This window comes from Streptomyces luomodiensis, from assembly GCF_031679605.1.
In the GTDB taxonomy this organism is placed as follows: Bacteria; Actinomycetota; Actinomycetes; order Streptomycetales; family Streptomycetaceae; genus Streptomyces; species Streptomyces luomodiensis.
Genome location: NZ_CP117522.1, coordinates 358,905 through 372,826 on the forward strand (window position 1 = coordinate 358,905; position 13,922 = coordinate 372,826).

Annotated in this window: 13 protein-coding genes; 8 read left to right on the plus strand and 5 right to left on the minus strand. The window is 72.3% G+C overall.

Going from position 1 to position 13,922, the window contains the following annotated elements; translation table 11 throughout:
- Positions 1 to 33: 33 nt before the first annotated feature.
- From PS467_RS01690 to PS467_RS01705, 4 genes are all read left to right on the plus strand, one after another.
- Entirely contained in the window at positions 34 to 1,125 is a 1,092-nt protein-coding gene (locus tag PS467_RS01690; RefSeq protein WP_311033615.1) for an AfsR/SARP family transcriptional regulator, read from the plus strand.
- Position 1,126: 1 nt separating this feature from the next.
- Positions 1,127 to 3,034: an NB-ARC domain-containing protein gene (locus tag PS467_RS01695; protein WP_311033616.1), complete on the plus strand. Its 1,908-nt coding sequence runs from the start codon at positions 1,127 to 1,129 to the stop codon at positions 3,032 to 3,034.
- 80 nt (positions 3,035 to 3,114) lie between these two features.
- A complete protein-coding gene (locus PS467_RS01700; RefSeq protein WP_311033617.1) occupies positions 3,115 to 4,170 on the plus strand; it encodes an acyl-CoA dehydrogenase family protein in 1,056 nt (351 codons plus the stop codon).
- A 193-nt stretch (positions 4,171 to 4,363) separates the two neighbouring features.
- Positions 4,364 to 5,848 carry an MFS transporter gene (locus PS467_RS01705; RefSeq protein WP_311033618.1) on the plus strand — a complete coding sequence of 495 codons (1,485 nt, stop codon included), beginning with the start codon at positions 4,364 to 4,366 and terminating at the stop codon, positions 5,846 to 5,848.
- A 113-nt stretch (positions 5,849 to 5,961) separates the two neighbouring features.
- On the opposite strand, the gene PS467_RS01710 is transcribed toward PS467_RS01705, so the two are convergent.
- From PS467_RS01710 to PS467_RS01720, 3 genes are read right to left on the minus strand one after another with little or no spacing between them, the layout of a single operon-like run.
- Positions 5,962 to 6,957, minus strand: a complete 996-nt coding sequence (locus PS467_RS01710; protein WP_311033619.1) for an amidohydrolase family protein — start codon at positions 6,955 to 6,957, stop codon at positions 5,962 to 5,964.
- Positions 6,954 to 7,700 (minus strand): SDR family NAD(P)-dependent oxidoreductase, encoded by a 747-nt coding sequence (locus PS467_RS01715; protein WP_311033620.1) that lies wholly within the window; start codon positions 7,698 to 7,700, stop codon positions 6,954 to 6,956. Before PS467_RS01715 ends, PS467_RS01710 begins: the two co-directional genes overlap by 4 nt.
- Positions 7,697 to 8,014 (minus strand): hypothetical protein, encoded by a 318-nt coding sequence (locus tag PS467_RS01720; protein WP_311033621.1) that lies wholly within the window; start codon positions 8,012 to 8,014, stop codon positions 7,697 to 7,699. Before PS467_RS01720 ends, PS467_RS01715 begins: the two co-directional genes overlap by 4 nt.
- A gap of 70 nt (positions 8,015 to 8,084) precedes the next feature.
- On the opposite strand from PS467_RS01720, the gene PS467_RS01725 reads away from it, so the two are divergent.
- The 3 genes from PS467_RS01725 to PS467_RS01735 all read left to right on the plus strand — a co-directional run bounded on the left by PS467_RS01725 (position 8,085) and on the right by PS467_RS01735 (position 11,170).
- A complete protein-coding gene (locus PS467_RS01725; RefSeq protein WP_311033622.1) occupies positions 8,085 to 8,942 on the plus strand; it encodes a LysR family transcriptional regulator in 858 nt (285 codons plus the stop codon).
- Positions 8,943 to 9,186: 244 nt separating this feature from the next.
- Positions 9,187 to 9,918: a trimeric intracellular cation channel family protein gene (locus tag PS467_RS01730; protein WP_311033623.1), complete on the plus strand. Its 732-nt coding sequence runs from the start codon at positions 9,187 to 9,189 to the stop codon at positions 9,916 to 9,918.
- Positions 9,902 to 11,170, plus strand: coding sequence for an amidohydrolase (locus PS467_RS01735; RefSeq protein ID WP_311033624.1), 1,269 nt, complete (start codon positions 9,902 to 9,904; stop codon positions 11,168 to 11,170). Before PS467_RS01730 ends, PS467_RS01735 begins: the two co-directional genes overlap by 17 nt.
- Positions 11,171 to 11,208: 38 nt before the next feature.
- On the opposite strand, the gene PS467_RS01740 is transcribed toward PS467_RS01735, so the two are convergent.
- Positions 11,209 to 12,030, minus strand: a complete 822-nt coding sequence (locus PS467_RS01740) for an SDR family oxidoreductase (RefSeq protein ID WP_311033625.1) — start codon at positions 12,028 to 12,030, stop codon at positions 11,209 to 11,211.
- A gap of 236 nt (positions 12,031 to 12,266) precedes the next feature.
- Here PS467_RS01740 and PS467_RS01745 point away from each other — a divergent pair, with 236 nt between their 5' ends.
- Positions 12,267 to 12,671 carry a hypothetical protein gene (locus PS467_RS01745; protein ID WP_311033626.1) on the plus strand — a complete coding sequence of 135 codons (405 nt, stop codon included), beginning with the start codon at positions 12,267 to 12,269 and terminating at the stop codon, positions 12,669 to 12,671.
- Between the two features lie 35 nt (positions 12,672 to 12,706).
- On the opposite strand, the gene PS467_RS01750 is transcribed toward PS467_RS01745, so the two are convergent.
- Positions 12,707 to 13,888 carry an epoxide hydrolase family protein gene (locus PS467_RS01750; protein ID WP_311033627.1) on the minus strand — a complete coding sequence of 394 codons (1,182 nt, stop codon included), beginning with the start codon at positions 13,886 to 13,888 and terminating at the stop codon, positions 12,707 to 12,709.
- Positions 13,889 to 13,922 lie beyond the last annotated feature (34 nt).

Below are 13,922 nucleotides of genomic sequence, written 5' to 3' on the forward strand. Positions count from 1 at the left end.
TCCGTCGGCGTGCAGATCAGGGGGGGACACGACATGACGACGGTGCGGTTCGAGCTGTGGGGGCCCATGCGGGTGTTCGTCGACGGCCGGGAGGCATCGATTCCGGCCGCGAAACACCGCGCCCTCCTCGCGGCGCTGCTGCTCAGGGCGGGCCAGTCCGTCCCGGTGAGCGACCTCGTCGACCGGTTGTGGGACACCGATCCCCCGCTCAGGGCCAAAGCTGTGCTACAGACCTATGTGTTACGCGCGCGCCGAGCACTGGGACCTGCCGCCGATCTGCTGCGCACGACCACCGGGGGGTACCTCCTCGCAGTGGAGCCGCACGCCCTGGACGTCACGGAGTTCCGGGACCTGACCGCACGAGCGGCCCGCCACGCGGGCAGCAAAGAAGCCACCGCGGAGGAGGCCTGCCTGGCACAAGCGGTGGCTCTCCGCCGCGGCCCCCTGCTCGCGGACGTCCCCTCCGAGGTGCTGCACCGCGAGGAGGTGCCCCACTGGGAGGAGCTGCACCTGACAGCGTGCGAGCGGCTTGCCGAGCTGGAGCTCGAGCAGGGCCGCCTCACCCAGTCGCTCGCCCGTCTCACAGCGCTCTCCGCCGCCCATCCGCTGCGGGAGCGACTGTGGTACCTGCGCATGCTCGCCTTGTACCGCGGCGGACGGCAGGCCGACGCGCTGCGCGCCTACCGCGAGCTGCATCGCCTTCTCGACGAAGAACTGGCGGTCGCCCCATCGGCCCGCCTGCAGGATCTGCACCAGGCCATCCTGGCCGGTGCGCCCGAGCTGCTGCCGCCGGCACCGGAACAGGCGACCACCGCCCCACCCGCTCAGGACGGAACGTCTTCAAGGACGCCTGTGTTCTCCCCCTGGACGGCGGCGTGCCAACTTCCTCCCTCACCCTCGGCCTTCGTCGGCCGGACGGCGGCCCTGTCGGCGATATCGCGGCACTTGGCGCCGTCCGCGCGCACCGAGGGCAACGTCCCCGTGCTCAACGTCTGCGGGCCGCCCGGCGTCGGCAAGACGGCACTGGCCGTCACGGCCGCCCACAACCTCAGCGGCCACTACCCGGACGGCCAGTGGTACCTCCCCCTGGCGGGGGCCACGCCGGCCCCCCCGAGACCCCGCTGAGGTGCTGGCCGATCTGCTGCACCTGGCGGGCTACCAGGGGCCGCTGCCGCAGACCCTGGAGGCCCGGACCGCGGCACTGCGCGGCCGTCTCACCGGGCGCCGCGTCCTGCTGGTGCTCGACGACGCCCGCGACACCGAACAGATCATGTCCCTGCTGCCTGGGACCGCCGGGTGTGCCGCGCTGGTCACCAGCCGCCGCATGAGTACCGCGTCAGCGGGCATCCATGACCTGCCGCTGTCCTCGCTCAGCCCGGACGAATCCGTTGAACTGCTGGAACGGCTGCTCGGGCGGCGACGCGTCCACGACGAGCCGGCGGCCTGCCGGGAGACCGTCCGGCTGTGCGGTCACCTCCCCTTGGCCCTGCGCGTCGCCGCGGCGCGGCTGTCCCGCCGCCCCGATGCCAGTCTGGCGTCCTTCGTGGCCCGGCTGGACAGCCCCCGGCGCCGTCTGGACGAGCTCTCCGAGGACGACGTAGGACTGCGCACCCTGTTCGACTACTCCTACGCGGTCATGACGCTGGGTGATCAGCGTGCCTTCCGGATGCTCGGTCTGCTGCCGTATCCCCACTTCGCGTGCTGGATGCTCGGTGCCCTGCTGGGCGGCGACGGTGAGCGCGCCACGGAGCGTCTCGTCGCGGGCAATCTGGTGGAGCCCGCCGGCACCGATCTGGCAGGCGAACCCGTCTACCGCCTCCACGACTTACTGGCCGTCCACGCCCGCGAACGCGCCACCCTCACCGACGGGCCCCGGGACGCCACGGAGATCGCCGCCGCACAGGACCGTCTGCTGGACGCGGTGGTCCTTCTCGCGACCACCGCCTACGCCCGCGGCGCCCGGTCCTCGGACGACCTGCCACCGGACGATACCCCCGTGCCTCCGGTACTGGCCGGCCATGACGTCGAGCGGCTTCTCGCGCACCCCACCCGCTGGATGCGCGCCAACCGGTCGCACCTCGAGGCGCTCATCGAGGACGCCTGCGCGCGGGGCCGCTACCCGGCCGCGGCGCGCCTGACCGACACCGTGCTGGCCACCCTGGGGGAGCCCGGCGACGCCCCCAGGCTGCTCCGGCATTACCGGGCCGTGGAGCGGACAGCCGCGGCCGCCGGTGACGAGCGCCTCGCCTGGCGTGCCGCCTACGGACGCGCCCAGTCCCTGCTGTACGAGGACGCCCCGCGCGCACGCGACATCTTCGCCGAGTGCGTCCAGGCCTTCAAACGACTCGGTGCCCAGCGGGAATACCTCTACGGCCTCTCCGGACTCTCCTACTGCGAGGAGACGCTCGGGAACACCGAGGCTCAGCTGTACCACGCCCGGGAGGCGGCGAGACTCGCCGATCGCTCGTTCTCGCCGGACGACAAGGGAGTCGCGCTGCGTGCCCTGGGGGCAGCGCTGCACACGGCCGGACAGTCCCAGGAGGCTCTCACCGTCTACGAGGAAGCGGCCGACATCGCCCGTGCCCAAGGACTCGCCCAGGCGGAAGCCACGACACTCTACGGCCTGGCCCGCAGCGCGGTCGCGGTCGGCCGTCTCGCTCGGGCTCGGTCCGCCTGCGGACGTGCGCTCACTCTGTACGAGGAGGTGGGAAGCGCGCACGGCGCCGCCTGGATAACGCTCATGACCGCGACCGTCGCCCTGGAGGACGGCACACCGAGGGAGTCGGCTTCGCTGGCCGCCCGTGCGATGGTCCTGCTGCGCGAATGCGGTGATCTGCGGGGTGCGGCGACCGCGATGCTGCGGCGCGGCGAAGCGCTGTTGGCCGACGGCCGCCCGGCAGAAGCGCGTGCGGTGCTGCGTGAGGCCGTCGCCGAACTCGACAGGACCGGCGCGCGAGGCCACCACGCCAGGGCGGTCGCCTTGCTCACCAGGGTGGAGGGGGAGACGCCCGGCGCGTCACCCGCTCAGCCGTGAACGGCCGAGCCGGCGTGGCGTGACAGACTTCTGATGCTCGCCCTGGGCGAGCCCCGTTCCACCGCAGAGGAGCATTCCGCGTGACCGCCACGCTCGACCACCCCCTCGTCACAGCGGCCCGTCGGCTGGCCGACGACGTCCTCTCCCCCGCCGCCGAGGCGCACGACCGGGAGGGCGTCACGCCCGCGGCCATCGACTCCGTCAAGGCGTCGGGCGTGCTGGGGGTGAGCGCACCGGCGGCGTACGGCGGCGCGGAGGCTCCGGCGGCCGTCGGCCGGGAGATCGCCGAGATTCTCGCGGGCGCCTGCTGCTCGACGTTCTTCGTCCAGGCCCAGCACCACACGCCGGTGCGCATGCTGGCCGAGGGCGAGGAGGCGATACGGAGGCGGTGGCTGCGCCCGCTGAGCGAGGGCACGCTGCTCGCCGGAATCGCCTTCTCGCACCTGCGCGCCTACCCGGAGCTGCCCGTGCGGGCCACCCGGGTGGCGGGCGGCTGGCGCTTCGACGGACGTGTGCCCTGGTACACCGGCTGGGGGCTGAACGACGTGTTCCTGCTGGGCGGTGCGACCGAGGACGGCGAGGTGGTCTTCGCCGGCGTCGCCGCCCGCGAGCAGCCGGGCCTCACCGCCACGGACCCGCTCCAGCTCGCCGCGCTCACCGGTGCGCGGACGGTGGGGCTGTTGCTCGACGGGCTCGTGCTGCCCGACGAGGCGGTGGTGGTGCGCCTTCCGTACGAGCGCTGGGCGACGGAGGACCGCCCGAAGAACACCAACACCAACCCCGCCGTCTTCGGCGTGGCCCGCGCCGCGCTCGACCTCCTCGACGCGTCCGGCGACGGCGAGGCCAAGGAGACGGCGGGTGTGCTGCGCGAACGCCTGGCCGCGGCACGCCGCGACGCCTACGCCCTGGTCGATGAGGTGCCACCCGCCGAGCGGCTGGACGACAGGCTCGCGGTCAAGGTCCGGGCCTACGACCTGATGCGCGCCGCCACCACGGCCGCGATCGCCGCGGGCGGCGGTCGTGCCTTCGGCCTCTCCCACCCGGCCCAGCGCCTCGCCAGGGAGGGCCTGTTCCTCGTCGTCCAGGGCCAGACCCGCGAGGTCCGCACGGCCCACCTGGAGGCCCTGCGGTCCTGACGCGGTGCGGCTCCCAAAAAACCGGGTCCGGTGCTTCGGGGCTTGGGGACTTCGGAGCTTGGGGACTTCGGGGTGTCCTTCCGTGGGTCGGCATGGGCACGGCGCGGTGACCGCCATGCGGACGCATGTGCGAATACCTGCCTGGTCATGCATACGATCCCGCGGTACGTCCCTGCACCACCGGAAGGCTCCCGTGAGCTCCACCTCTCCCCAACCCGCCACCACGTCGTCGAAGACGGCGTCCGGCACGGCGCTGATCCGTTCGGCGGCCGACGTCTCCGATCTGGTCAATTCGGGCACCGCACGCGGCCGGCACGCGCGCATGATCGTGATCATCGCACTCGGCGGGATCTTCCTCGACGCCTACGACCTGAGCTCCCTGGCGTACGGCCTGCCCGACATCACCCAGCAGTTCGGCCTCAGCTCCAGCCTGGCCGGGCTGGTCACCGCCTCGATCAGCATCGGTTCGCTGCTGGGTGCCCTGGTCGGCGGCTGGCTGGTGGACCGCATAGGCCGCTACCGGGTCTTCATGGCCAACATGCTCTTCTTCGTCGTCACCGCCCTGGTGTGCGCGGTGGCCCAGGACACGTGGACGCTGATCGCCGCGCGCTTCGTGATGGGCATCGGCGTCGGCATGGACATCCCGGTCGCCATCGCGTTCCTCGCCGAGTTCTCCCGGCTGCGGGGCAAGGGGAGCAAGGGCTCGCGCACGGCCGCCTGGTCGCCCGCCTGGTACGCGGCGACCAGCGGCTGCTACCTGGTGATCATGCTGCTGTACTTCCTCCTGCCCCACGCCCAGCTGGGCTGGCTGTGGCGGTTCACCGTCGGCTTCGGAGCGGTGCCCGCGCTGGTCGTGCTGCTGCTGCGCCGGCGCTATATGAACGAGTCCCCGACCTGGGCCGCCGACCAGGGTGACCTGGAGGGCGCGGCGCGGATCCTGCGTGAGTCCTACGGTGTGGACGCCCGTGTCGCCGACGGCGTGCCCGCGCGGACACCCCGTCCGCCCCGGCCCGGACTGAGCGCCTACGCACGGCTCTTCACCCCGCCCTACCGCGCACGCACGATCCAATCGGTGACGGTCGGGGTGGCCGAGACCTTCGGCTACAACGCGGTCGCGTTCGGGCTGCCGATCATCATCGCCACGCTGATGACCCAGGGCCCGCTGACCACGATCGCGTCCTCCTTCGCCCTGAACCTCGTCTTCGCCCTGACCGGCGGGCTCCTCGGCATCCGCTGGGCGTCGACCCGTGGCGCCTGGCCGATGATGACGCTGGGCTTCGCGATCCAGCTCGTCGCCATCGTGGTGCTCGGCCTGATCGGGAAGCCGTCCGGGACGGGCGTGGTGACGGCGTCGATCCTGATGCTCGGCGCCTTCATGTTCGCCCAGGGCTTCGGGCCGGGCGCGCACATCATGAGCTATGCCTCGCTGGGCTTCCCGACCTCGATGCGCGGTGTCAGCATCGGCTTCAACCAGGCCGTCCTGCGCCTCGGGTCGACGCTGACGCTGTTCTTCTTCCCCATCCTCAGCAGCGGCCTCGGAACGGACGTGTACTGGGTCATCCTCGCCGCTCCCGTCCTCGGCCTGACCGCCCTCCTGGTGAAGCGCTGGGAGCCGGTCGGCTTCGACGCGGACGCGGAGGAGCGGGCCCGGGTCGGGGCCGAGACGGCCCGGGGCTGAACCCCGGGAAACCCGCCCGGAATGGTGTGTCCGGCTTCGGGCCGGTCCAGGGGGCACCAGGGAGAAGGTCCGCATCGGGACCGCCGGCGAGGCGGTCCCGATGCGGACCCGGCCTAAGCGATACCGAACACGCGCTCGGCCGTGCGGTGGCCGATCGCCGTCCGCTGATCATCGGTCAGCGGCGCTTCCCGCAGGAAGGCCACGGCAGCCGCCGGGTCCTCGTACGGCCAGTCGATCGCGAACATGATGTTGTCCTCGCCGACCGCGCGCAGCGCCAGCCCGAGCACGTCCGGATCATCGATGCCGCTCGTGGTGACCACGAAGTTGCGCCGGAAGTACTCGCTCGGTGTGAGCGACAGTCGCGGCATCGGCGTGGCCGCCCCGGCCGTCCGGGTCGCGAACGCGTGCCGGTTGTCGATCCGCCGCAGCCAGTACGGAATGCCTTCGCCGAGGTGTCCGAGCACGACGGTCAGCCCCGGGTGGCGGTCCAGCGTGCCGCTGAGGATGAGCCGCATGGCGTGCAGCCCGGCCTCGGCCTGGTAACCCCAGATCGCCCCGAGCATCCCGTGGTCGCGGTAGGGGGCCGGCATGCTCGGTGCCCGCGGGTGCAGATAGACCGGCGCCCGGTTCGCCTCGGCCGCCTCCAGCAGCGGCGCGAACTCCGGCTCGTCCAGGTAGCGCCCGCCGGTATGCGAGTTGATCATGATGCCGTTGAGGCCGAGCGGACCCATGGCCCGCTCGATCTCGGCGGCCGCGGCGGCCGGGTCCTGCGGCGCCACCGTGGCCAGCCCGCCGAACCGGTCCGGGTGCCGCCGCACGATCGCGGCCAGCGCGTCGTTGAACTCCCGGGCCAGCGGCACCGCGTCGGCCGCCGGATAGGGCTGGACCCCGGGCGGATTGAGGCTGAGCACCGCCATGTCCTGTCCGAGCGCGTCCATCTCCCGCAGCCGGGCATCGAGATCGACGAGCCGGGCGCGCAGAGGGGGAGCCTTCTCCACCCTACGCATCAAGGCCATCTCGGTCTCGTCGCCCGGCACCACGTCCAGGCCGTGCGCGACCCGCAGGAACGCCTCGGTGGTCAGGTGCTCCTCGACCGCGACGACCCTCATGCCCGCCGTCCGCCGTCGACCGACAGGGCGATCCCGGTGACGTAGGACGCGGCGTCCGAGCAGAGCCAGACCGCCGCCGCCGCGGCCTCCTCGGGCGTGGCCATCCGGCCGAGCGGAGTGATCGCCTCCTGCATCGCGATCATGTCGGTACCGGCCGCCACCTGCTCGAACCCGGGGGTGCGGGTGGGGCCGGGGCAGACGGCGTTGACCCGGATGCCGTCCGGCGCGTAGTCGACCGCGGCGACCTTGGTGAGCCCGACGATGCCGTGCTTGGCGGCCACGTAGGCGGGGGCGGTCGGGATCGCGTACAGACCGCCGTTGGAGGCGACGTTGACGATCGCGCCGCCGCCCTTGAGCAGGGGCAGTTCGTACTTCATGCACAGGAAGGTCCCGGCCAGGTTGACGTGCACCACGCGCTCGAACTCGTCCAGGGTCATCTGGTCGAGCTGCCGGTGGTGCGAGGCCAGACCGGCGTTGTTCACGGCGAAATCGAGGCCGCCGTACGCCGCGACCGTGCGCTCGACGGCCGCCCGGACCGACTCCTCGTCGGCGATGTCGACGCGGACCGCCAGTGCCTCCCCGCCGTCCTTCCTGATCATCTCGGTGGTCTCGGCCGCCGCGCTCTCGTCGATGTCGAGCACGGCGACCGCGGCGCCGCTCCGGGCGAACTCCAGCGCCGCCGAGCGCCCGATCCCGCTGCCGGCGCCGGTGACCAGTCCCACCTTCCGGGGTCCGCCGCTCATGCCAGCGGCTCGTGGTTCGCCCAGGCGACCTTGTACGGGTGCCGCGCCTGCCAGCGGGCGATGACCTCGTGCGCGCCGGGCGCGGCGAACGCCTTCGCCAGCGCGTCGGTGTCGGCCACGGCGAACTGCACGATCGCGGTCGCGATCAGTGCCGGAATGTTCTCCTCGCCGGGGATGGGGATGTGGCGCCGGGCCACGGCCGACTGCACGAAACCGGTGTCCAGCATGACCCGTTCGATGTCCGCGAGGTATTGGTCGAGTTCGGTGGTCGGCAAGGGCTGATCGAAGGAGACGATCATCGTGTGGTTGATCATGCTTCGATTCTTCAGGACAGAGGCCACCGACGTCCAAGATCAGTTCGGAATCCGGCGATAACCTGGAGGCATGATCGAACTGGAGACCCGCGAGCTCGAGTACTTCATGGCGGTCGCCGACGAGCTGCACTTCGGCCGGGCCGCCGTCCGGCTCTCGATCGCCCAGCCGGCCCTGTCGAAGGCGATCCGGCGGATCGAGACCCGGCTCGGCGTCCAGCTGTTCGTCCGGTCCAGCCGGCACGTCGAGCTCACCCCGGCCGGGGAGGCATTGCAGGAACACGGACGGCATGCGCTCAACGCGGTCGGCGCCGCCGTCCGGAACGCCCGGCGCGCCGGCGACGCCCAGGCCCATCTGCGGCTCGTGCTCAAGCCCGGCGGCGACGCCGGCCTGCTGTCCGGGATCCTGGCCGAGTACGCCCACCAGCCCGACGCCCGGCGGGTGGACATCCTGTTCAGCGGCCCCGCCGACCGCGCCGACTTCCTGCTCGACGGCCGGGCCGACGTCGGCCTGCTCTACGCGCCGTTCGACGCTCTCGACGGACTGGCCCACGAGACGCTGCTCACCGAGGACCGCGTGGTCATCGTCCCGTCCGGGCACCGGCTGGCCGGGCACGCCTCGGTGCGCATGTCCGATCTGGAGGGTGAGACGCTGCCGCGGTGGAAAGGGGTCCCCGGGGGTGACGGCACCGGTCCCGAGGTCGTGGACGTGGTCCAGATGCTCCACATGATCACGGTGAGCCGGATGATCGGGGTACTGCCCCGCTCGCTGGTCGAACCGCTCCCGGCCGGCCTGGTCTGCGTACCGGTGACCGACGCACCGCCCAGCCGCCTGGTACTCGCCTGGAACGAGCAGGACCGCCGGCCGCTGGTCGCCTCGTTCGTGGCCGCCGCGCTCGGGACGCGCCGGCACGGAACCCGATACCGGTGACCCACGGCGGCCGACGGCGTACCGCTGCCGTCGCCGCACGCTCCAGCGGAACGGCCATGGGCTGCCGCAGAGCGCCTGACCTCCCCCGGCGTGCCGCATTGGCAACGCCACACCCGGAAGGCACGGTGGAGCCCGCGGCCGGTTCCCGGCCTGCGCGTCGCCGGCCCGCGGCCGGTGAATCAGCGGGCCGGTGGCCGGAAGCGCGGAAGGCCGCTGACAGCCGGCGGACCGCGCAGGAGGACGCATGACCGCATGGCTCTCACCGGCAGACGTGAACATGGTCGCCGGATACCTCGACCTCGCCGGGGTGCTCATCTGCGGACTGCTCGGTGGCGCGGTCGCCCGTGCCGAGGGGCTCGACCTCTTCGGCTACCTGGTCGTCGGCACCGTCTCCGGCCTCGGCGGCGGAATCATCCGCGACACCTTGCTCCAGCGCGGCACTCCGGTGGCGCTGACCGACGCCGCGTATCTGCCCACCGCCTTCGCGGGCGCCTTCCTCGCCTTTCTCATCGCCATCGGAGAAGAACACTGGCATCGCCTGTTCACCGCACTGGACGCGGCCGTTCTGGGTTTCTGGGCCATCTCCGGGGCTCAGAAGACACTGGCCGCCGGATTGGCCTGGCTGCCCGCCGTGCTCGTCGGCACCGTGACCGCTGTGGGCGGCGGGGCGGTCCGCGACTTGCTGCTCACCCGGATTCCGGCTGTGCTGGGAGGCAACGGGCTCTACGCCACGGTCGCGGTGGTGGTGTCCGGGCTGTACATCGTGTGCGCCCACTTCAGGATTCCCGCCCTCGGGATCGTCGGCGGCGTCCTGGGCGCGGTGCTGCTGCGCCTGGTGGCCAACCGCCGCGGCTGGTCCCTCCCGGGTGGCCTTCCGCTGGAGCCGTCCAGAGCGCTCGCCAGGATGCGCCGCCGGTCCAAGGGCGGGCGCCCCTCCGACCCGCCCGAGGAGTTCCCGCATGACCGTCGCGATTGACACCGTCCTGAGGGGCCTGGACGGGATCAGAACACAGGTCGAGGACCTGTACCGGGATCTGCACGCCCACCCCGAGCTCGGCCTGGCCGAGACCCGGACCTCCGCGCGGGTGGCCGAGCGCCTGCGCGCTGAGGGCTACGAGGTCATCGACGGCATCGGCGGCACCGGTGTCATCGGCGTCCTGACCCGCGGCGACGGGCCCACCGTGCTGCTGCGCGCCGACATGGACGCGCTGCCGGTGGCGGAAGCCACCGGGCTCCCCTACGCCTCGACCGTGACCGCCACCGACCGGTCCGGCCGCGCGGTCCCGGTCATGCACGCGTGCGGCCACGACGTCCATGTCGCCTGCCTGCTGGGCTTCGCGCAGCTCATGGCCCAGGCGGCCCCGGACGCGTGGCAGGGGACGCTGGTGGTGCTGTTCCAGCCGTCGGAGGAGAACGGCGACGGCGCGGACGCGATGCTCGCCGACGGTCTGGTGGACCGGATCCCGCGTCCGGACGTCGCCTTCGCCCAGCATGTGCTGCCCTACCCGGCCGGCTACGTCGGCGTCCGGGCCGGCGCGTTCCTCAGCGCCGCCGACAGCCTGCGCATCACCCTGCACGGTCGTGGCGCCCACGGCTCCATGCCGCACGCCGCCGTCGACCCGGTCGTGCTCGCCGCGATGTGCGTACTGCGGCTCCAGACCATCGTCTCCCGCGAGGTGCCGCCCACCACACCGGCGGTACTGACGGTCGGCAGCGTCACGGCCGGAGCCGGCCCGAACGTGATCCCGGAAACCGCGGTCCTCGAACTCAACGTGCGCAGCTACGACGACGCCACGCGGCGGCGGATCCTGGAGGCGATCGCCCGCTGTGTCCGCGCCGAATCCGACGCCTCCGGGGCTCCGAGGGAACCGAGCATCGAGAAGCTGGCCCAGTTCCCTCCCACCCGTAACGACGCCGAGGTGACCGCGCGGCTGGACCAGGCGTTCCGCGCCCACTTCGGCGACGGTGCGGGCACCGTGGACCCGCAGACCGCCAGCGAGGACTTCAGCGAGATTCCCCGGGCCCTGGGCGCCCCGTACTGCTACTGGGCCATCGGGGGCGCCGACCCGGACCGCTACGCCGAGGCCGAGCGCAACGGCACGGTCCACCAGGACATCCCGGTCAACCACTCGGCGCACTTCGCCCCGCTGATCCAGCCCACTCTCGACACCGGCATCACCGCACTGGCCGTCGCCGCCCTGGCCTGGCTCGGCCACGAAGCCGCCTGACGTCCGTACCCGGCCTGGTGCGTCGACAACACGGTGGTTCAGCCCCGGCGCCAGTCGTCGTTACGCAGATGGGAGCCGGCCATCGGGCCCATGCGGAGCATGCCACCGTCCACGGCCCAGGAAGCGCCGGTGACATAGCCGGCGTCCGGGCCGGCGAGGAAGGCGATCACGGCCGCGACCTCCCGGGCGTCGCCGGGCCGGCCCGCCGGCACCCCGGGGCGGTCCTCGGTCCGGACGTCGGTGCCCTCCTGGCCGGTCATGGGTGTGGCGATCTCGCCCGGTGCCACCGCGTTGACCTGGATGCCGTGTTCGGCCAGCTCAAGGGCCATCACCTGGGTGAGCAGGCCGAGTCCGCCCTTCGCCGCGCAGTAGGGTGCGGCGCCCACGCGCGGCTGGTGCTCGTGCACGCTGGTGACGTTGACGATACGGCCGCCTCCGCCTTGGCGGATCATGTGCCGGGCGGCGCGCTGACCGCACAGGAAGGGGCCCACCAGGTCGACGTCGAGCACCCGCCGGACGGTCGCCAGGTCGATGTCGAGGAACGGGGTGGCGGTGCCGGTGCCCGCGTTGTTGACCAGCACATCGAGGCGGCCGAGGCGGTCGGCGAGCCGGTCGATCACGTCTGCGGCCTCCGGCAGCCCGGTCAGGTCCATGTGCTCGACAACGGCCCGCCGTCCGAGCTCCCGGACCTCGGTCGCGGTCCGCTCGGCGCCCTCGCGGTCACTGTGCCAGGTGATGCCGATGTCCATGCCTTCGGCGGCCGGCCGTACGGCCGTGGCCCGCCCGATGCCGGAGTCCGCGCCGGTGAGAACGGCGACGCGGGCGATGCCCTCGGGTCCGGTGTTCTGGTGGGTGCTCATCCGTCGACTCCGTTGGAGAGTGGCCGGGCCGGCCGGGACGCCTTCCGAGGCGCACGGGTACCCGCCCCTCGCGGGCCGTAACCGGGGTCAGGGCCGGCGGGACGTCCGCGAGCAGTGCGAACGCAGGCTTCCCGGCCCGAGACCGCCGAAGCAGCCTCTGCCGCGGCCAACCGATACTGTGCCCCGGGACAATGAGGCTGATCCACTACCGCGACGCATCTCCTTGGGGGGACCACATGACACCCAGCCGCCGGCTGACCGCCATCCTGAGCGTGCTGCTCGGCACGATACTGCTGCTGGCCGCGCCCGCATCGGCGGTCGCCGCCCGGCAGCCCACGGCGCAAGGACAGACGGTCAACACCATCGCCGACACCGTCCTGTCCTCCACCCCGCGGAGCCACAAGCACACGGGCACCGCCCACCACCCCGCCACGGCCAAGCCCGTCCACAAGGCGTCGGTGAGCAAGGCGTCGGTGAGCAAGGAGAAGGTCAAGAAGCAGGGCAAGAAGAAGAAGCGCGGGTTCTTCAAGAAGCTGGGCATTGCCCTGATCGTGCTCCTCATCGTCCTCATCGTCATCGTGGTGCTGGTGATCTGGCTGATCGTCCACTTCGTACGGAAGGCGTTCCGCCGCCGCGGCTGACACACCGAGCCGGTCGAGGCCGAGGACGCGGCCCGTCACCGCAGACCGCGGAAGGCCTCCCGCAGCTCCCGCACCAGCAGCTCGGGCTGTTCCAGCCCGGGGAAGTGACCGCCTCGGTCCATTTCGTGCCAGGAGCGCAGGTCCGTGTAGCGTCGCTCGGCCCACCGCTTGGCCGTTGGCCATGGCTCGGCCGGGAACAGCGAGCACGCCGTCGGCACGGTCACCCGCAGGGCGTTCTCCTCTTCGGCGCTGCGCGGCACCCAGCGCAGCGCCTCCCAGTACCAGCGGGAACTGGATGCCCCGGTCCCGGTGAGCCAGTACACAGCGATGTTGTCAGCCTGCCGGTCAAGGCTCACTCCCCCGCCGGCCTCGGCCCGGGTGTCGGCGTAGGCGGCGAACTTCTCGCCCAGCCAGGCGGCCAGGCCGGCGGGTGAGTCGACCAAGGCGTAGCCGAGGGTCTGGGGGCGGGTGCCCATCTGGATTCCGAATCCGTAGCCGTCGGCCAGGTGCAGATCACGCCGTTCGATCAGCCGCGCCTCCGCGGGTGTGGCGGTCTCCCGGTCCTGTGGGAGGGGCGAGGCTATCGGCATCGTCAGGTGCAGGCCCACCACCCGTGCGGGAAACCGGCGGGCCAGCTCGGTGCTGACGTACGCGCCCCAGTCTCCGCCGTGCGCGCCGAAGCGGTCGTAGCCCAGCCGGCTCATCAGCGTCGCCCAGGCGCTCGCCGTGCGAGCGGGGTTCCATCCCGGCCGCGCGGGACGGCCGCTGAATCCGAACCCGGGCAGCGACGGAATGACCACGTCGAAGGCGTCCGCCCGGTCGCCGCCATGGCCGACCGGATCGGTCAGCGGGCCGATGACCTGCTCGAACTCCAGGATCGACCCCGGCCAGCCGTGCGTCAGCAGCAGTGGCAGCGCGGCCGGCTCCGGCGACCGCACATGCCAGAAGGCCAGTTCCAGGCCGTCGATGACCGTGCGGTAGTGGCCGATCTCGTTCCATGTCTTCTCGCGTGCTCGCCAGTCCACAGCGCGCAACGCCGCCAGGAGCGCCTGCATGTGGTCCCACCGCACGCCCTGGGACGCGTCCGGCACGGTCTGCGGTTCGGGCAGGCGGACCCGTTCCAGTCGGGCCCGCAGATCCTCGAGGTCGGCGTCGGGAACACAGATGGCGAAGGGTTCGATGTCGGGCGTCACTCCGCCCGTGGAGTAAGTCGGCACACCACGAACGCTAGAACCGATCCAGGGACACGGG